The following is an 18,706-nucleotide window of genomic DNA, read 5'->3' on the forward strand; positions in this document are numbered from 1 at the left end:
TATATATTTCCAAGAAAAATTAAAAATAAAACTAAAGGAGCAACTATTAATGAAAAAATAATTCTATTAACTAAGTTTATAGTCATGATCCATAATTCTTTTGTGTTTTATTAAATTTTTCAATAATTCTTTTTAAATTATTTATTTTGAATTCAGGCCACAAATCATTAACAAAATATATCTCTGAATATGCAGATTGCCATAATAGAAAATCACTTAATCGATTATATCCACCTGTTCTTATAATTAAATCAGGGTCACCACTACTAAATGTATAAAGATATTTTTCTATATTTTTTTTAGTAATTTTATCTTTTTTTAAATTTATTTTTTTTATTGTATTTATAATTTCTAATTTTGAACTATAATTTAATGCAACATTTAGAATTAAATTATTTGATTTAAATGAAAATTTTTTATTTGTGATTTCAATCAATTTTTTAATATTTTTTGGCAAACCGTTACTCTCACCAATAAAATTTAAATTTATTTTATTTTTAAGAAAAAAATCTTCATTTTTCGGCAAATAAGTTTCGATCAAAAAAAAAATATTTTTTAACTCTTTTGATTTTCTTTTTAAAAAATTATCTCTTGATAGTACGTAAAGTGTAAGATTTTTAATTTTGTTTTTTAGACAATAATTAATAATTTGACCTATTTTTTTTACACCTTCTTTATGGCCTAACAATCTACTTTTAAATTTTTTTATACCCCATCTACCATTACCATCCATGATTATGGCAATATGATTTGGATTTTTCATACTTTAAGAATTTCTTCTTCTTTTTCTTTTATTTTGACCTCCACTTTTTTAACAAAATCATCAGTAATTTTTTGTAAGTCATTTGATAACTTTTTACTTTCATCTTCACTAATATTCTTGTTTTTTTCTTCTTGTTTTAAAAAATCCATTCCACTTCTTCTTATATTCCTGATGGAAACTTTGATTTTTTCAGATTGTTGACTTACAATTTTTGATAATTCTTTTCTTCTATCTTCATTTAATTTTGGTACTGGTATTCTCAGCAACTGACCATCGACAATAGGATTTAAATTTAAATCACTTTCCCTAATAGCTTTTTCACAAAATTTAACATTATTTGCATCCCAAACTTGAATTGCTAAGGTTTGTGGGTCTGAAACACTTATTGTAGCAACTTGATTAATTGGCATGGATTGGCCATAAACCTCAACCTTTACCAAATCTAACATAGAAGAGTGTGCTCTTCCAGTTCTTATGGTTGAAAGATCTTTATTTAAAGAAATAATTGAGTCTTCCATTTTTTTTTCGAAAGATTTTAATCTACTGTCCGTAGTCATTTTTTTATTTTGCTAAAGATTTTACTTCCTCACTAAAATCAGTTTTTTTAACCTCAATACCTTCACCTACTTTAAACTTATAATAGCTAATTATTTCAAAATTATCTGAATTATCTTTATTAAATTTATCGATAGCTTTTTTTACTGTTAAGTCTTGATCAACAACCCAGCTTTGTCCTAATAAAGTATTTTCTGATATTACTTTATTTAATTTTCCAGTCATAATTTTTTCGATTATCTCAGGTTTTTTTCCTTCTTTACTAAGTTGCTCTTCAATTATTTTTTTTTCACTTTCAAGAAAGTTTTTATCTAAATTCTTTTCATCTAATGCCATTGGTGACATTGCAGCTATATGCATACAAATATTATTTGCAAAATTTTTTGATTCATCTTTATTTGATTTATATTTAATTACAGATACGATTTTTCCAGTTAAATCACTCGATTTATTGTGAATATAATAACTGATTTTCTGCCCATCTTTATTAATATTTTCAAATCGCCTTAATTTAATATTTTCTCCAATTTTTGAAATTAGATTAACAATAGACTCTTCAATGGTAGAATCGTTTAATTTTTGATTTTGCAATTCATCTAAGCTATTTGCGTTCAAACTAACTTCAGAAACCTTTGAGCAAAATTCTATAAATTCATTATTCTTTGCAACAAAGTCAGTTTCGGTATTAATTTCTGTTAAAGTAAAATTATTTTGATTTTCACCAATAATGATTAATCCTTCAGCGGCGTCTCTTGAGCTTTTTTTTGATGCTTTCAAAACACCTTTTTTTCTTAAATACTCTACCGATTTATCTATATCGTTATTATTTTCTTTAAGAGCATTTTTGCAATCTTGCATACCTGCTCCTGTAACTTCTCTTAATTCTTTAACTTTCTCAAGCACTGACATTTTTATCTTCCTTGTTTATTTCTTTTTTATTGCTCAATTTTTGATCTTTGGAATCTTCAGTTGATTTTTCTTTTTTTTCAGAAACTTTGATATTTTTCTTTGCATCTAAAATAGTTTTTTTAATTAAATCACAATAAAGATTGATTGACCTACGCGCATCATCATTTCCTGGAATTGGAAAATCAATATTATCCGGATCAGAATTACTATCTAATACTCCGATAATAGGAATATGAAGTTTTTTAGCTTCCAAAATAGCTAACGACTCAATATTTGTATCTATCACAAAAATTATATCTGGAAGCTTTTTCATCTCAGAAATTCCGCCTAAAGATCTTTCTAGTTTTTCTTTTTCAAGATTCATTTTAATTAACTCTTTTTTTGTAAAACCAGAGTCTTCTTGTAGTAAATTTTTCTTAAGGTTTTTTAATCGTTTTATTGAATTACTAATTGTATTCCAGTTAGTTAACATTCCTCCTAACCATCTAAAATTTACATAATAATTGTCCGTTTCTTTGGCAACTTCGGCAACAAGTTCTGAAGCTTGTTTTTTGGTAGAAACAAATAATACTTTGCCGCCACTTGATACAGATTTGTGTAATTCTAAAAGAGCAGTTTTTAAAAGCTCTAACGTTTTTGACAAATCAATGATGTGAATAGAGTTTTTTTCTCCAAAAATATAAGGCTTCATTTTTGGATTCCATCTAAAAGTCTTATGACCTAAATGCACACCTGCCTCTAACAGGTCTTTTACTGTTACTTCTGGTAAGTTCATTTTATCCTTTCCGGTTAATCCTCCAGAGAAGCTACTGCATATGCAGACCGGGGGCATAAAGCCACTTTCTCTGTGCGTATTTTATGTGGCTTATATAACTCAATGCTAAAATTACAACTGAAAATTTATTAAAAAATTGGCTTTATTTGGTAATTTTCTAGGAACTCAATATCAGATGGCCTGACATTTGATTTATGGTGAAGTTTAAAAGAATACTCTGAATTTTTATCCTTATAAATAATATTTACATTTGAAGAACCTTTCTCTTTCAATCTACTTTTAATAACATCTAAAGATTTGATATTATCAATTTCGAAACTAACTTGATCAATTGTTTGATTTTTCAAATCATCTATAAAAAATATATTTTCTAAATTAATTCTTTCAATATTATCTTTATTGGTCTCCTTCTTTACTTTTACTAAAAAAGAATTTCCAACAACAAGATTATGTCTATTTTCTACTAATTTTTCTGAAAATATGAAAAGTTCATACATTGAACTTAGATCAACTAATTTAATAATTGCATAAGGATTTCCTTTTGCGGTTTTTTTTTCTTGAATTGAAATTAATGTTCCAGCAATCATTCCGTCTTTAAGGGCATTAGTGTTTTTTAATTCTTGATATGAATATACGTTATATTTTTTTAATACTTGAAGGTTTGATTTTAACGGATGTTCTCCAACAAAAAAACCAATTGACTCAAATTCTTTTTTTATTTTTTCATTTTTGTCCCAATCTAATACGTTAAACTCTTTTATATCTTTTTGATCATTCTCAATATCATTTGAAAATAATTGATCTTGTTCATTTTCGCTAACTTTATCAGAAGATTTTGATTGTTTTATGTATTCTGGAACATTCTCAAAAAGTTTTTTTCTATTATTGTCTAAAATATCTAATGATCCAGACTTAATTAATCCTTCTAATTGTAGCTTATTTAAGTTTTTACTTTCTACTCTGCTTAAAAATTCAGAAATTGAATTAAATTTTCCATTTCTCTCTCTCTCATCTACAATTTTTGAAATAGCGTCATAACCAACAGCTTTTATTGCTGATAATGCGTAATAGATAGTTTTATCACGAGGTAAAAATTCTGCATATGAAAAGTTAATATTTGGTGGCTTTATATCAATTCTTAATCTTTTTAATTCTTCATAAAAGAAATTTAATTTATCAGTATTAGATAGTTCTGTATTCATAGAAGCGCAAAAAAAATATATTGGATAATGGGTTTTAAGGTATGCTGTTTGAAAAGCAATTAATGCATATGCGGCAGCATGACTTTTGTTAAAACCATATTGTGCAAACTTTTCTACTAATTGAAAAATGTAAATAACCTGATCTCTTGAAATACCATTTTTAACAGCCCCATCTATAAAATCCTTTTTTTGACGCTCCATTTCTGCTGATTTTTTCTTACCCATAGCTTTTCTTAAAATATCTGCTTTACTTGCACTAAAACTTGATAACGCTTGAGCAATTTGCATTACTTGCTCTTGATAAATTATTACCCCATATGTTTCCTTTAAAATATTTTCTAATTTTGGATGAATGTAATCAACTTCCTCTTTTTCATGTTTTCTAGAAATATAAGTTGGAATATTTTGCATTGGGCCAGGTCTATACAATGCTACTAATGCTATAATATCTTCAAATTTATTTGGTTTTAACTGCTTTAAAACCTCCCTCATGCCAGAGCTTTCAAGTTGAAATATACCCATAGTTTCTCCAGAGCTAAGGAGTTCAAAAGTTTTTTGATCTGCTAAATTGATTTTACTAATATCAAAATCAGGTTTGTCTTTTTGAATAAACTCAATAGTTTTTTTTATTACTGTTAAAGTTTTTAAACCGAGAAAATCAAATTTAACTAAACCAGCGTCTTCTGATGATTTCATATCAAATTGTGTAACTGGAATTGGCAAGGTTGAAGATAAATCTTTATAAAGAGGAACTAGTTCATCTAAATTTCTATCACCAATGACAACACCCGCTGCATGTGTAGCTACGTTTCTATATAACCCCTCAAGTTTCAAAGCATAATTAATTAATTTTTTTATTACTGGATCATTTTTTTCAGCTTCTTGTAATCTTGGTTCTATTGCAATTGACTCTGCTAATGACAACGGTCTCGACGGATCGAATGGTATCATTTTGCAGAGCTGATCTACTCTTCCATAAGGTAAACCCAAAACTCTACCAATATCTCTTAATGCCATTCTAGCTTGAAGTTTTCCAAAAGTAATGATTTGCGCAACTTTATTAGGATATTTGTCTTTAACATAATTGATAACTTCATCACGACCTTCTTGGCAAAAGTCGATATCAAAGTCTGGCATTGATATTCTATCTGGGTTTAAAAAACGCTCAAAGAGTAGACCGAATCTAATAGGATCTAAATCTGTGATAGACAAACACCAGGCAACAAGCGATCCAGCACCCGATCCTCTTCCTGGCCCAACAGGTATATTATTTGATTTAGCCCAATTTATATAATCAGATACAATTAAAAAATACCCTGAAAATTTCATTTTTGAAATTACGGAAACTTCATAATTCAGTCTGTCAAAATAATTTTTTTTGGTTACATTTTTATCAGTATTTACACCTAGCCTTGGATAAACGTATTTTTCTAATCTTTCTTCTAAACCTTTCTCTGCTTTATCTTTTAATATTTGATTTGTATCTTTTCCATTTTCAGAAAAAGATGGAAGTAATGGATTACTTTTTTTTGGAAAATAATTAAATTTATATTTAAAGTTTTTGTTATTTTCGAGAGCGTCAGGCAAATCAGCAAAAAGATTGTCAAATTCACTTGTTTTTTTAAAATAATGCTGATTGGAATATTTCAACCTGTTTTTTTCATTAACATAATTTTTTTCACCAACGCAAATAAAGGCATCATGAGCATTATATGAATCTTGTTCCAGATAAAATACTTCATTGGTTGCAATTAATGGTATACTTGTATCAGATGATAATTTAATTAACTTTTTTTCAAGTTGTTTTTCATGAGGCTCATCATGTCTTTGAATTTCTATATAAATATTATCATTAAAAATATCTTTAAGTTTTTTTACCTCGTTGAAACAGTATTCATCTTTATTTTTTACTAATAAATCTGAAAAAAAACTAAAGCTTCCGCCAATTAGTATAATTATTCCCTCATGATATTTTTTTAATATATTTAAATTAATATTTGGCTTATCGTCATGTTCTTGTAGATCGAGATAAGATTTAGAAGATAGTTTTAGTAAATTTTTATAACCAATTTGGTTTTTTGCATATAAGGATACTGTTCCGTAGGTTGTTTTTCCATCTACATTTTCTTTTATATAAATTTTTGTTCCTATTATAGGTTGAATGCCTTCATTCTTAAGCTGAGAAGAAAATTCTAAAGCTCCAGATAAGTTTTCAGAGTCACAAAGTCCTACTGCTGTAACACTATGCTCTTTACAATAATTAACCAATTTATCAATTTTTATTGCACCTTCACAAATTGAAAACTGGGAATGTATTTTTAAATTAATTGCTTCTACAGACATTAATTAAAATTAACAGTTCCATTTGAAATTGTTAATTCTAAATCTGACTTATTAACAAGTGATTTATTGTGAGTTGCAAACAATATTAAAGAATTTTCATCTTTAAAATTTATAAACATATCTAAAATTACTTCTGCATTTTTTGAATCTAAGCTTCCAGTTGGTTCATCTGCTAAAATAAGCTTAGGTTTGTTTATTAAGCTTCTAGCAATGGCAACTCTTTGTTGCTCTCCACCTGATAATTCCTTTGGTGTATGATTTAACCTGTTTTCTAAACCAGCTTTTGTTAATAAATTTTTAGCCAACTCTAAAGATTTAGATTTGCTTTCACCCGTATAGAGATTGGGTAACATTACATTTTCTAATGCAGTTAAATCTGAAATTAAATTAAAATTCTGAAAAACAATTGAAATATTTCTTCTTCTATAGTCAGATTTCTCTTTATCACTTAAATTAAATAAATTCTTTGAAGTATCTAAATTATATTCTCCTCTATCGGGTATATCTAACAATCCTAGTAAATGAATAAATGTTGATTTTCCAGAACCTGACGGCCCTGTTAGTGCAATCAATTTATTTGTTGTTAAATCAAGGTTTATATCATCTAAAACTACAATTTCGTCAGTCGAATCAATAAATTTTTTTTTTAAACTTTTAATTTGCAAAAAACTTTTATTCATTTTTTAAGTTTTTAATTGGTTCAAGTTTGGAGGCGCTTAAAGCAGGAAATAAGGATGCAATAAAAACAATTAAAATTGAAAAAATTGAAATCAATAAAACAGAGTCATAATTAATATAAGATGGCAATTCACTTAAAAAATATATTTCTGAGGGAAAAATATTAATATTAAAATTATTATTCAAAAAACTTCTGATATTTTCTAGATAATAAGATATAAAAATACCGAGAATAACACCAAGTGCCGTTCCTAATAAACCTATTGTTGTTCCAGTTAGTAGGAAAATTTTAAGTATTGAATTTTTTCTAAAACCTATTGATCTTAAAATCGATATTTCTTTAGATTTGTTTTTAATCAAAATGGTTAATACCGAAATTATATTAAAAGCTGCAACAACTATAATTAAAGTTAAAATAATAAACATTACATTTCTTTCAACCTTTAGAGCATCAAAAAATGTTTTATTACTATCTACCCATGAATATATGAGACGATCATTATATTTTTGTTTCAAGACACTTGTAAAGTTATTTGAGTTGTCAGGGTTGTTTATTCTTATTTCAATTTCATTTTCTTTATTTGAAAAAAATTTACTTTGATCTAAATTTGAAATTAGAAAGTTATTATCAAATTCATACATTCCAGTATTAAATATAAAACTAACTTTAAAATTAAATTGTTTTGGCAAAATTCCAAAAGGAGTTGTTTCTGTGTTATTTGATAATAAGGTTAGATTATCACCTACACCTAAAGACAATTTGCTCGCCAATTCTAATCCTACTCCAATTCCATTTTCATTTACTTTCCCTTTAACAATAGAATTTTTTAGAAAATAAATATCTTTTATCTCATTTTTAGAAAAACTTTTTACTAAAACTCCATAATTTTTAGTTTGTGTAAGAATTAATGCTTCAGAATTATTTACTAGATTAAGATCTGATATTTTAAAATTATTTTTTTTAGCAAGGTTTATGATGCTTTCTTTTTCTAAATTATATTTTCCTTTAGACTGAAATGAAATATGTGGTTGGTACCCTAGAAGTTTGTCCAGCAAATCTATTCTAAAGCCATTCATAACAGACATTACTATAATTAATGTCGCTACACCCAGCATTATTCCAATAAAAGAAAAATTAGATATGACTCTTAAAAAACCATCTTTGTTTTTTGGTTTTAGATATCTTGAGATAATTAAAATTTCAGCTTTATTTATCAATGTTATAGATTTCTTTTAACCTATTAATAACTTCTTCTTTTGATAGAATTAATTTTTCTTCACCAATTTCTTTAAATTCGAATTCATCTTTTTTTAATTTTGATCCAATTATAATTTGATATGGAATTCCAATTAAATCAAAGTTTTTAAATTTACTAGATGGATTTTCAGATGTATCATCTAAAATTGGATCAAGATTAGCATTAATTAAATTCTGATATATTTCATTGGATTTTTGATCAGCTTCATCTCCATTTTTTCCGAGATTGATAATTGCTACTTTAAATGGAGTAACTGTCTTTGGCCATTTCATAAAAGTACCATTGTATTTTGCCTCAATAATTGCTGCTGGTAACCTTGAAACACCAATTCCATATGAGCCCATTTGAGGGTTTATATTTTTTCCTTCTTTATTATTAACTAAAGCTTTCATAGATTTTGAATATTTGTCACCAAAATAAAAAATGTGACCAATTTCAATACCTTTCGTCCTTAATTGATTTTCTTTAGATACATTTTTTTCAAACTCATTAACATCATGTTTTTCATCTGTAGCTGAATAAAATTTGGAAAATCTTTCTATAATTTCATTAATATTTTTTTCTGAATAATCTACTTCATTAACATCTATATCTAATAAATTTTTATCTAAAAAAACTTCACTTTCACCAGTATCTGCTAAAATTATAAACTCATGAGATAAGTCTCCTCCTATTGGTCCAGTTTCTGCTTTCATAGGAATTGCATTAAGTTCAAATTTTTGAAAAGTTTTAAGATATGATAAAAACATTTTCTTATAAGAAAACTCTGCAGTATGTTTATCTACATCAAAAGAATAAGTATCTTTCATTAGAAACTCTCTACATCTCATAACACCAAATCTTGGTCTTATTTCATCTCTAAATTTCCATTGAATATGATAAAGCATTAAAGGTAAATTTTTATAAGATTTAATATTATCTCTAAAAATTTGAGTAATTAATTCTTCATTTGTTGGTCCATATAACAAATCCCTTTCATGCCGATCAGAAATTCTTAGCATTTCTTTACCATAGTCATCATATCTGCCACTCTCTTTCCAAATATCTGCAGATTGAATTGTTGGCATTAATAATTCTATAGCTCCAGCTTTATTTTGTTCTTCTCTAACAATTTGCTCAATATTTTTTAAAACTTTAAAGCCCATTGGTAACCAAGAGTAAATACCTGAGGCGGACTGTCTTATCATACCAGCTCTTAACATTAGTTGATGAGATTTAATTTTAGCCTCTGAGGGATTTTCTTTCAAAATGGGTAAAAAATAATTTGATAATTTCATTAAGATAAAATTTCTCTAATGTTTAAAATATTAAAATAAGTCAAAACAAAGATGATCGCAAATAATAAAGACGTAATAAATGTCGTTATAACTAATTTTTTAACAATATTTGGGTTGGTAGGCGCTCCAGGATCGGTGCCTTCAATTATATCTCCTTTCTCATGTTGTGAATTTATATTTCTAGGTAAAATTATAAATAAAACAAGCCACCATAAAATTATAAAAACAACAACTGATCCTGTAATGGACATTATAAACGAATTAAGTTTATATTAGTAAAAGGTTTTTTTGATAATCTAGATTGTAAAATTTTTCTGAGAGAGTTTTTTAAATTATCAATAAGATTATTTTCCTGTTTTTTATTATTCAGAGAGTAACTTCTGCAAATATCCAATATTTTATCTTCTAATTCATATTTAATTTCATTTAATTCCTGATCGTGCAAAGGAAGTCCTCTAAGATTTATCAAAGGAGATCTTTCTACATTACCATTTCTTGAAATTATTAAATTAATATCCATTAAACCATTATATGAAATATTTTTTCTCTCTTTTAGAGCTGGAGACTCCTCATCAATTAATCTATTACCATCGACTAAGAGCTTACCAGAATTTACTTTATTTATTATCTCTGCTTTATTTGGAAAAATCTTAAGAACATCTCCATTTTCTATCAACATTGGTTGCTTTATTTTTTTTTCCTTTGCAAAAAGGTTGTGCTCTTTTAAATGACGGTGCTCACCATGAACTGGTACTGAAATTTCTGGTCTAATCCAATCATACATTTCATGCATTTCCTCTCTGCCAGGATGACCAGATACATGAATAAATGCGTTCTCCTCAGATATAACGTTTATACCTCTTCTTACTAAAATGTTGTGCATTGAATAAAGTTTTTTTTCATTACCTGGAATAATTCTTGATGAAAAAATTACAGTATCATCTTGTGCAATATTAATATCAGGATGTGTTTCGTTACAAATTCTATTCATTGCTCCTTTTGGTTCTCCTTGGCTTCCAGTACAAAGATAAACAATTTTTTCCCTTGGCATTTGTTTAGTATCTCTTGGATCTAATGGTGGTTTGATATCAGAAAAATATCCACAAGATTTTGCAGTATTAAATATTCTATGCATAGACCTACCAACTAAACTCACATGTCTTCCAACTTTTTCAGCACATTGAAATACAGTTTGCATTCGAGCAGCATTAGAAGCAAAGGTTGTTACTATTATTCTTTTTTGTTGTTTTTCAAAAATTCTAAGCATACTTTCTTTGACATCTTTTTCTGAACCAGATCTTCCTTGAGTAAAAATATTAGTTGAGTCGCAAATCATTGCTAATATCCCCTTGTCTCCAATTTCCTTTAATTTTTTTTCATTAATATTATTACCCATCATTGGATTAAGATCACATTTCCAGTCACCGGTATGAAAAATTTTTTTACCCTTGTATTCAATTAACAATGCGTTGGGCTCTAAAATTGAATGTGTTAAAGATACGAGATCAATTTTTAAAAATTCTAAATTTATATTTCCATTCAAAGGAATTATTTTCAAATATTCATCTATATTAATTCTTTTTTCTTTAAATTTTTCTCTAATTAATGCACCCGTGAAAGGTGTTGCAAATATATTAGTTTTTAAATTTGGCCAAACATGTGTCAAAGCACCTATGTGATCTTCATGACCATGAGTTATTATAATTCCAGCACAATTATTTTTATTTTGATAAATAAAGTCTGGGTCAGGAATTATAACATCAATCCCTGGAACGTTTTCTTCTGCAAAAGTAATGCCACAGTCTACCATTAACCATTTATGATTATTAGGCTCACCAAAACCATATAAATTCATATTTGCGCCAATTTCACCGGATCCTCCAAGAGGACAAAACAAAATTTCTTCTTTAGAACTCATCAAAAATTTCTCTATTCTGTTTAATAGTTTTAACAAGTCCATAAAGGGTAATGTCTTGATTTACAATTGTTTTATACTTTAGGGATTTTTTAAATAATTTTGAATAACCACCAGTTAAAATAATAAGGTATTTTTTTTTGGATTGTTTTTGAATTTTATCAATAATGCCGTCTATCAAACAAGTATATCCAATGAATACACCTGATTTGATAGCTGTAATTGTATCTTTTCCAATGACATTTTTTTGTTTAGTAATTTTTACCAAAGGCAATTTTGCTGTAAATCGATTTAAAGCTTTCAAGGCTAGCTCGATGCCTGGTGCAATAACTCCTCCTTGATAAATATTGTTTTTTTGAACAATATCAAATGTCGTGGTAGTGCCAAAATCAATAATAATACAATTTTTGTTGTAACAGCTTAAAGCGCCTACAGAATTTACAATTCGGTCTGAACCAACTTGAGATTTTTTTTTAACATTAATTTTAATTGATTTGGTAATTTTTTTATCATTAAATTCATAAAGTTTTATATTTTGCTTAGAAGTAAATGATTTTATAATATTAAAAATTTTTGGAACAACAGAAGTTGAAAATATCAATCTAATATTATTTTTTTTTAAATAAGATTTAATGAATGATAAAGTTTTTTTTGAGAATGTAAGTAAAGAGATTGGTTTGGTAATTTTATCATTTCTGGGGTTGTATAAAGCTAATTTTATACTCGTATTACCAATATCAACTAATAAAATCATTTTATAATTTATTAAAATTTTTTTTTATAAATTCTAAAAAGTCTAACTTGTTAACCTTTTTTTTTAAATATTTATTTAAAAATGTAGTTCTATATTTTTTTAAGTTAGGACTCGAGGCTAAATTAAGCCCAATTCCAGCTATTACAAATAAACTTTTATTATTTTTATAACTCTCAACTAATATTCCGCATATTTTTTTATTATTTATCAGAATATCGTTAGGATCTTTAATTTGAATATTTTGTTCTTTTAAGCCTTTTTTTATTAAAAAATTTTTTACTATTTTTAAAACTTTATACTGATATTTTATAATATCTCTTTGTAATTTAATTTTTTTATAAAAACTTAAAAAAATATTTCCTTTTTTTGAAATCCATTTATTTCCATATCGTCCTCTTCCATTTGTTTGGATTTCTGCAGAAACAATACCATTTGTTGAGATGTTATTCTTAATTAAATTAATACAAAATTCATTTGTACTGTTTGTTTTGTCCAATAAAGAAATATGCGGTAAGTTCAAATTTAATTAAAAACCTTAGATGCCATTTCAGTTATATTAACTAAAAAAGATGGATTTATAAAATAGAACAAAATTAAAAAAGACGATGAAAACAATGAAAATTTCATACCAAGTCCAGATATATCATCAAATTTTTCTTGTTCAGTGTCAAAATACATAATTTTTATTATTCTTAGATAATAGAAAGCTGATATCACCGAACTCAACAAACCTATCACGGCCAAAATATACATTTCTGACTCTATTACAGATTTAAAGATGTAAAACTTTGCAAAAAATCCAGCTAAAGGTGGAATGCCTGCAAGTGAAAATAGTATAATACAAAAACAAACAGCAACTACTGGGTGGTTTTTTGATAACCCTCCTAAATCTCTTATGTCTTCGCAATACTTTTTATCTCTACTAAAAAAAAGAATTGAGGTAAAAGCCGCAATATTCATCACCACATAAATAAAAATATAAGATAATGTTGCAGAAATACCTGATAAAGATCCTGTAGCAAGACCCGCTAGACCATAACCCATATGCCCAATGCTACTATAAGCCATTAGTCTTTTTATATTTGTTTGACCTATTGCGGCTACTGATCCTAAGATCATTGATGCAACTGATATAAATATAATAATAGTTTTCCATTCAGCAAAAGCTCCACCAAAAGCAACAAATAAAATTTGAATAAATGCACCCATACCTGCAACTTTTGGGGCAAGAGCAAAAAACGCTGTAACCGCAGTTGGCGAACCCTCATAAACGTCTGGCGTCCACATATGAAAAGGTACAGCAGAAACCTTAAATGCCAATCCAACGATAACAAAAACTAAACCAAATATTAAACCAATATTTTCAACAGTAAAATTCTCGTTAATAATTAAATAATTAGTAGAACCAGTGAATCCGTAAATCAATGAACAGCCGTATAAAAATAATCCTGATGATAATGCTCCTAAAACAAAATACTTAACACCAGACTCAGAGGATTTTAAAGAATTTCTGTCAATTGAAGAGAGTACATATAATGATAATGATTGTAACTCGATACCTAAATATAGGCCAATTAAATTGTTTGTACTCACCATCACAAACATTCCTAATGTTGAGCATAAAATCAGTATCATATATTCAAATTTTTCTATCTTTAATCTTTTTAAATATTGACCCGTAAAAATTAATGAAAAGGCTGAAGAAATTAAAATAATTATTTTTAATAAATTTGAAAAATTATTAATTGAATAATTATTATTAAAAATCAAAATCTGGTTATCATAATTAACATACACAAGCGGTATACAAATTAATAATAATATAATGGTTATTTTTTTAATTAACGAAAAAGAATTTTTTAAAAACACACCCGCAACTAATAAAAACAAAAGTGAAAGCGTTAGAAAAATTTCAGGAAAAATATTTTGTAATTCTATCATTTTATTTAACAGCTCCCGCCAATTTAATATAATCCGTCATATTACTAGAAACCTTGTCAACACTTGATGAAATTAGATCAAGTATTAAAGCAGGATAAAAGCCTAAAACAATAGTCATGATTAATAATGGCGTTAATATTAAATACTCATTTTTGTTTAAGTCAGCTAAATTTAGAATTTTTTCGTTTGTTATTTTTCCAAACACAACTCTCCTATATAACCACAAGCTATAACAGGCAGATAAAATCACACCTGTTGCTGCAAAAAATGCAATCCAATAATTGTATTTAAAAGACCCAATTAAAACTAGAATCTCACCAACAAAACCACTAGTTCCGGGCAAACCTAAACTGCCTAGCGTAAATACCATAAACATTACCGCATACTTTGGCATTATATTTACAACACCACCATATTCTGAGATTTCTCTTGTATGCATCCTGTCATAAACTACACCTACACATAAAAATAAGGCGGATGATATTATTCCGTGACTAATCATTTGAAATATGCTTCCTTCAATGCCTTGTTTGTTAAACACAAAAATACCTATTGTTACAAAACCCATATGGGCAACGGATGAATATGCTATTAATTTTTTCATATCTTTTTGCACAAGGGCAACCAAAGATGTGTAAATAATTGCGATAATACTTAAGGTAAAAACCAATGGAGCAAAATAAACTGATGCATCTGGAAATAAACCCAAAGAGAACCTTATAAAACCATAACCCGCCATTTTAAGTAAAATTGCAGCTAAAATTACTGATCCAGATGTGGGCGCCTCAACGTGTGCATCGGGTAACCAGGTATGAACCGGCCACATCGGTGTTTTGACAGCAAAAGATGCAAAAAAACCAAGCCATAAATATTTTTGATAATCTTTATTAATTTGAATATTTAATAGTTTTTCAACATCCAAAGTTCCTGCATCAAAATAAATATAGATAATTGAAATCAACATAAATATTGATCCAAACAGAGTATATAAAAAGAATTTAAACGCAGAATATACTCTTTTTTCACCGCCCCAAATTCCAATAATTAAAAACATTGGAATTAACCCAGCTTCAAAAAATAAGTAAAAAATAAACAAATCTAATGAACAAAAGACACCTATCATCATTGTTTCCATTAAAAGAAGGGCAATTAAGAATTCTCTCAATCTTTTTTTAACACTATTAATCGTTGCTAAAATACAAATTGGAGTGATGAAAGTAGTTAGTAATATAAATGATAGAGAAATTCCATCGATTCCAACTTTGTAATTTACAAAATTAAATATCCAGTCATGTTGCTCAACAAATTGGAAGTCAGGATTGTTATAATTAAAATTATTTAATATTAAAATTGAAGCTAAAAATACAATTCCGCTTGTTAATAAAGAAATATAACCTGATGTTCTGTTAACAAATTCTTCTTCCCCTTTTAAAAAAAGTAAAAAGAAAACACCAATTAAGGGTAAAAAAGTTGTTAATGTTAAGATAGGTATTTCGTTCATATTATTAAATAAGTTAATAAAATTGTTAATCCAATTAAAATCACAAACGCATAATGATATAAGTAGCCAGATTGAAATAATACAGCACGATCAGATAAAATTTTTATTATCTTTGCAAATCCATTTGGTCCAAAACCGTCTATAATTTTTACATCACCCTTTGACCAAAAAAATGAACCAATTGCTTTAGCAGGCTTTGTAAATAAAAAGTCATACAATTCATCAAAGTACCACTTATTAAGTAAAAAATTATATAATGGCTTATGTGTTTGTTTTAAATTTTCTAAAATTTTTTCATTTCTAACATAAAAATAATAAGCAGCGAATATTATGATAACACCAGAAATTGGAGTAAATAATAAAAACCATAAAGGAGGATGTTTTAGCTCAAACTGTTCTTTAAAAAATATAGCTGATTTCCAAAAATTTTGATGATCAGTACCAATAAATATATCTTTAAATACAAAGCCTGCAAATATTGCACCTATTGTTAATACAAATAACGGAATTAATATTACTGGAGGTGACTCATGAACTTTGTCGAATTCATAATTTTGATTTTTATAATTTCCATGAAATGTTTTATAAATTAATCTCCAAGAATAAATTGATGTTAACAAAGCAGTGAAAACACCGATTGATGTTGCATAAATACCCATACTGTTCGTTGAAAAATACGCAGCTTCTAAAATTGCATCTTTTGAATAAAATCCTGATAAAAAAGGAAACCCAGTTATGGCCAGAGTTCCAATAACCATAAAAGCATATGTGTATGGAATTTTTTTATAAATTCCTCCCATTTTTCGAATATCTTGCTCTTCATGCAAGCTGTGAATTACAGAACCTGCACACAAAAATAATAAAGCTTTAAAAAAAGCATGAGTAAACAAATGAAATATTGCGATATGATAAGCACCTATACCTGCTGCAAAAAACATATAGCCTAGCTGACTGCATGTAGAATAAGCTATGACTTTTTTAATATCGTTTTGAACCAAACCAATAGTGGCAGCAAAAAAAGCAGTTGAAGCACCAATGGTTACAATTAAGCTCTGTGAAAAAGGTGAAAATTCAAAAATCGGAGAGCATCTTACTACTAAAAATACACCTGCTGTAACCATTGTAGCTGCATGAATTAATGCTGAAACTGGTGTAGGTCCTTCCATGGCATCTGGTAACCAAGTGTGGAGGAAAAGTTGAGCTGATTTTCCCATAGCACCTATAAACAAAAATACACAAATATAAGTAATTAAATTTCCATCTGTTCCTATAAAATTAATTTTTTTATCGAGTAAACTTGGAACTGCCTGAAATACTTCTGAAAAGTTTAAAGAGCCTGTATATTTGTAAATTAAAAATATTCCAATTGCCAAACCAAAGTCACCTACTCTATTAACTACAAATGCTTTTATTGCAGCAGCATTTGCACTTGGTTTTTTAAACCAAAATCCAATTAACAAATAAGAAGCTAACCCAACGCCTTCCCATCCAAAAAATAATTGTAAAAAATTATCTGAAGTGATCAGCATTAACATTGCAAATGTAAATAAGGATAGATAGCTCATGAAACGCGGTTTATCTGGATCATGACTCATGTAACCAATTGAGTATACATGAACTAAAAATGAGACTGATGTTACAACTACTAACATTACAGCTGTAAGTGTATCAATATAAATAGACCAATTTAAATTAAGCTGACCTGACGAAATCCAGTTAAAAATAACAAAATTTAAAACATCAGATCCAATGATGAATTGATATAAATAATAACAAGATATTATAGCTGATAAGAAAATTAGTGAACTTGTAATAATCTGTGAACCAAGATCACCAATTTTTCTTCCAAATAAACCTGATATTAAAAAACCGATCAAAGGTGCAAAAATAATTGTATAAGCCACGATCTAACCTTTTAAAGTATTAATGTCTTCAACATGAATACTTCCTTTATTTCTAAAAAATACTACTAATATCGCTAAACCAATGGCAGCTTCACCTGCTGCAACCGTTAAAACAAACATAGTAAAAACCTGTCCAACTATATCTTGCAAATAAACTGAAAATGAAACTAAATTTATATTTACTGAAATTAAAATTAATTCAATTGACATTAAAATCACAATTAAATTTTTTCGGTTTAGGAAAATACCAACAATACCTATGGTAAAAATAACAGCGCCAAGAAATAAGTAATGGCCTAAAGAAATATCAATCATTTAATTTAACTCCTTTAAAGCTTTCAACATCTTCTAATGAAACACCATCGTCTCTTTCTCTAGAAACTTGTTTAGTAATATCTTGTCTTTTTAAATTTTCTTTTTGCCTAAAGGTCAATAAAATTGCACCAATCATCGCAACCAATAAAATTAATCCTGAGATTTGAAAATAATGAATATAGTCAGTGTATAATACATTTCCTATTGCCTCAGTATTGGTTAAGTTATTATTAATTTGAATTTCAGAAGTTTTAATAAAACTGTCTTTATATTTCCATGTTCCAATCATCATTCCAATTTCAATTAACAGAACCAAACCTATTAATGAACCAAAAGGTAGATAGCTTAAAAAACCAGCTCTAAGTTCTTTAAAGTTTACATTTAACATCATAACGACAAATAAAAATAAAACAGCTACCGCTCCAACATAAACAATCAATGTAAGCATACCCAAATACTCTGCCCCCATCATAATGAATAAACATGAAATGCTAACAAAATCTAAAATAAGAAAAAAAACGGCATGAACAGTATTCTTTGAGGAAATTACAGCTAATGAAGAAATAATTGCTACAAAAGAAAATAAATAAAAAATTAAAGCATGCGCTAACATAA

Annotated in this window: 17 protein-coding genes; all 17 read right to left on the minus strand. The window is 27.4% G+C overall.

Annotated features, from left to right (window positions below; all coding sequences use genetic code 11):
• Window positions 1-82: 82 nt before the first annotated feature.
• The 17 genes from uppS to ACTTAT_RS01645 all read right to left on the minus strand — a co-directional run bounded on the left by uppS (window position 83) and on the right by ACTTAT_RS01645 (window position 18,704).
• A complete protein-coding gene (gene uppS, locus ACTTAT_RS01565) occupies window positions 83-763 on the minus strand; it encodes a polyprenyl diphosphate synthase (RefSeq protein ID WP_440679298.1) in 681 nt (226 codons plus the stop codon).
• Complete coding sequence (frr, locus tag ACTTAT_RS01570) at window positions 760-1,320, minus strand: ribosome recycling factor (RefSeq protein ID WP_440679300.1); 561 nt, start codon at window positions 1,318-1,320, stop codon at window positions 760-762. The genes uppS and frr overlap by 4 nt, the downstream gene beginning before the upstream one ends.
• 4 nt (window positions 1,321-1,324) lie before the next feature.
• Window positions 1,325-2,227, minus strand: a complete 903-nt coding sequence (tsf, locus tag ACTTAT_RS01575) for a translation elongation factor Ts (protein WP_440679301.1) — start codon at window positions 2,225-2,227, stop codon at window positions 1,325-1,327.
• Entirely contained in the window at window positions 2,214-3,002 is a 789-nt protein-coding gene (gene rpsB, locus ACTTAT_RS01580) for a 30S ribosomal protein S2 (protein ID WP_440679302.1), read from the minus strand. The genes tsf and rpsB overlap by 14 nt, the downstream gene beginning before the upstream one ends.
• A 128-nt stretch (window positions 3,003-3,130) precedes the next feature.
• The gene (gene dnaE / locus ACTTAT_RS01585) at window positions 3,131-6,547 is read right to left on the minus strand and encodes a DNA polymerase III subunit alpha (RefSeq protein ID WP_440679303.1); all 3,417 of its coding nucleotides are present in this window, start codon (window positions 6,545-6,547) and stop codon (window positions 3,131-3,133) included.
• A complete protein-coding gene (locus ACTTAT_RS01590) occupies window positions 6,547-7,227 on the minus strand; it encodes an ABC transporter ATP-binding protein (RefSeq protein WP_440679304.1) in 681 nt (226 codons plus the stop codon). Before ACTTAT_RS01590 ends, dnaE begins: the two co-directional genes overlap by 1 nt.
• Window positions 7,220-8,443, minus strand: a complete 1,224-nt coding sequence (locus ACTTAT_RS01595) for an FtsX-like permease family protein (protein WP_440679305.1) — start codon at window positions 8,441-8,443, stop codon at window positions 7,220-7,222. The genes ACTTAT_RS01590 and ACTTAT_RS01595 overlap by 8 nt, the downstream gene beginning before the upstream one ends.
• Window positions 8,433-9,761 carry a proline--tRNA ligase gene (gene proS, locus ACTTAT_RS01600; protein ID WP_440679306.1) on the minus strand — a complete coding sequence of 443 codons (1,329 nt, stop codon included), beginning with the start codon at window positions 9,759-9,761 and terminating at the stop codon, window positions 8,433-8,435. The genes ACTTAT_RS01595 and proS overlap by 11 nt, the downstream gene beginning before the upstream one ends.
• Entirely contained in the window at window positions 9,761-10,012 is a 252-nt protein-coding gene (locus ACTTAT_RS01605) for a DUF1467 family protein (RefSeq protein ID WP_440679307.1), read from the minus strand. The genes proS and ACTTAT_RS01605 overlap by 1 nt, the downstream gene beginning before the upstream one ends.
• Window positions 10,012-11,679, minus strand: a complete 1,668-nt coding sequence (locus ACTTAT_RS01610) for a ribonuclease J (RefSeq protein ID WP_440679308.1) — start codon at window positions 11,677-11,679, stop codon at window positions 10,012-10,014. The genes ACTTAT_RS01605 and ACTTAT_RS01610 overlap by 1 nt, the downstream gene beginning before the upstream one ends.
• The gene (locus tag ACTTAT_RS01615) at window positions 11,669-12,430 is read right to left on the minus strand and encodes a type III pantothenate kinase (protein WP_440679309.1); all 762 of its coding nucleotides are present in this window, start codon (window positions 12,428-12,430) and stop codon (window positions 11,669-11,671) included. The genes ACTTAT_RS01610 and ACTTAT_RS01615 overlap by 11 nt, the downstream gene beginning before the upstream one ends.
• Window position 12,431: 1 nt before the next feature.
• The gene (locus tag ACTTAT_RS01620; protein WP_440679310.1) at window positions 12,432-12,926 is read right to left on the minus strand and encodes a biotin--[acetyl-CoA-carboxylase] ligase; all 495 of its coding nucleotides are present in this window, start codon (window positions 12,924-12,926) and stop codon (window positions 12,432-12,434) included.
• A 26-nt stretch (window positions 12,927-12,952) separates the two neighbouring features.
• On the minus strand, window positions 12,953-14,371 hold the full coding sequence (nuoN, locus tag ACTTAT_RS01625; protein ID WP_440679311.1) for an NADH-quinone oxidoreductase subunit NuoN: 1,419 nt from the start codon (window positions 14,369-14,371) through the stop codon (window positions 12,953-12,955).
• Window position 14,372: 1 nt separating this feature from the next.
• Window positions 14,373-15,872: an NADH-quinone oxidoreductase subunit M gene (locus ACTTAT_RS01630; RefSeq protein ID WP_440679312.1), complete on the minus strand. Its 1,500-nt coding sequence runs from the start codon at window positions 15,870-15,872 to the stop codon at window positions 14,373-14,375.
• A complete protein-coding gene (gene nuoL / locus ACTTAT_RS01635; RefSeq protein WP_440679313.1) occupies window positions 15,869-17,776 on the minus strand; it encodes an NADH-quinone oxidoreductase subunit L in 1,908 nt (635 codons plus the stop codon). The genes ACTTAT_RS01630 and nuoL overlap by 4 nt, the downstream gene beginning before the upstream one ends.
• 3 nt (window positions 17,777-17,779) lie before the next feature.
• Entirely contained in the window at window positions 17,780-18,088 is a 309-nt protein-coding gene (nuoK, locus tag ACTTAT_RS01640) for an NADH-quinone oxidoreductase subunit NuoK (protein WP_440679418.1), read from the minus strand.
• Entirely contained in the window at window positions 18,084-18,704 is a 621-nt protein-coding gene (locus ACTTAT_RS01645) for an NADH-quinone oxidoreductase subunit J (RefSeq protein ID WP_440679314.1), read from the minus strand. The genes nuoK and ACTTAT_RS01645 overlap by 5 nt, the downstream gene beginning before the upstream one ends.
• Between the last annotated feature and the right edge of the window lie 2 nt (window positions 18,705-18,706).

The sequence above is a fragment of the Candidatus Pelagibacter sp. HIMB1517 genome (assembly GCF_052047895.1).
GTDB lineage: Bacteria > Pseudomonadota > Alphaproteobacteria > Pelagibacterales > Pelagibacteraceae > HIMB114.

Excerpts from the sequence above, each read along its gene's own strand:
- uppS (WP_440679298.1), bottom strand. The coding sequence starts at position 763 with ATGAAAAATCCAAATCATATTGCCATAATCATGGATGGTAATGGTAGA.
- ACTTAT_RS01615 (WP_440679309.1), bottom strand. The coding sequence starts at position 12,430 with ATGATTTTATTAGTTGATATTGGTAATACGAGTATAAAATTAGCTTTA.
- nuoN (WP_440679311.1), bottom strand. The coding sequence starts at position 14,371 with ATGATAGAATTACAAAATATTTTTCCTGAAATTTTTCTAACGCTTTCA.
- ACTTAT_RS01645 (WP_440679314.1), bottom strand. The coding sequence starts at position 18,704 with ATGTTAGCGCATGCTTTAATTTTTTATTTATTTTCTTTTGTAGCAATT.
- ACTTAT_RS01630 (WP_440679312.1), bottom strand. The coding sequence starts at position 15,872 with ATGAACGAAATACCTATCTTAACATTAACAACTTTTTTACCCTTAATT.
- ACTTAT_RS01590 (WP_440679304.1), bottom strand. The coding sequence starts at position 7,227 with ATGAATAAAAGTTTTTTGCAAATTAAAAGTTTAAAAAAAAAATTTATT.
- tsf (WP_440679301.1), bottom strand. The coding sequence starts at position 2,227 with ATGTCAGTGCTTGAGAAAGTTAAAGAATTAAGAGAAGTTACAGGAGCA.
- proS (WP_440679306.1), bottom strand. The coding sequence starts at position 9,761 with ATGAAATTATCAAATTATTTTTTACCCATTTTGAAAGAAAATCCCTCA.
- dnaE (WP_440679303.1), bottom strand. The coding sequence starts at position 6,547 with ATGTCTGTAGAAGCAATTAATTTAAAAATACATTCCCAGTTTTCAATT.
- ACTTAT_RS01605 (WP_440679307.1), bottom strand. The coding sequence starts at position 10,012 with ATGTCCATTACAGGATCAGTTGTTGTTTTTATAATTTTATGGTGGCTT.
- frr (WP_440679300.1), bottom strand. The coding sequence starts at position 1,320 with ATGACTACGGACAGTAGATTAAAATCTTTCGAAAAAAAAATGGAAGAC.
- ACTTAT_RS01610 (WP_440679308.1), bottom strand. The coding sequence starts at position 11,679 with ATGAGTTCTAAAGAAGAAATTTTGTTTTGTCCTCTTGGAGGATCCGGT.
- rpsB (WP_440679302.1), bottom strand. The coding sequence starts at position 3,002 with ATGAACTTACCAGAAGTAACAGTAAAAGACCTGTTAGAGGCAGGTGTG.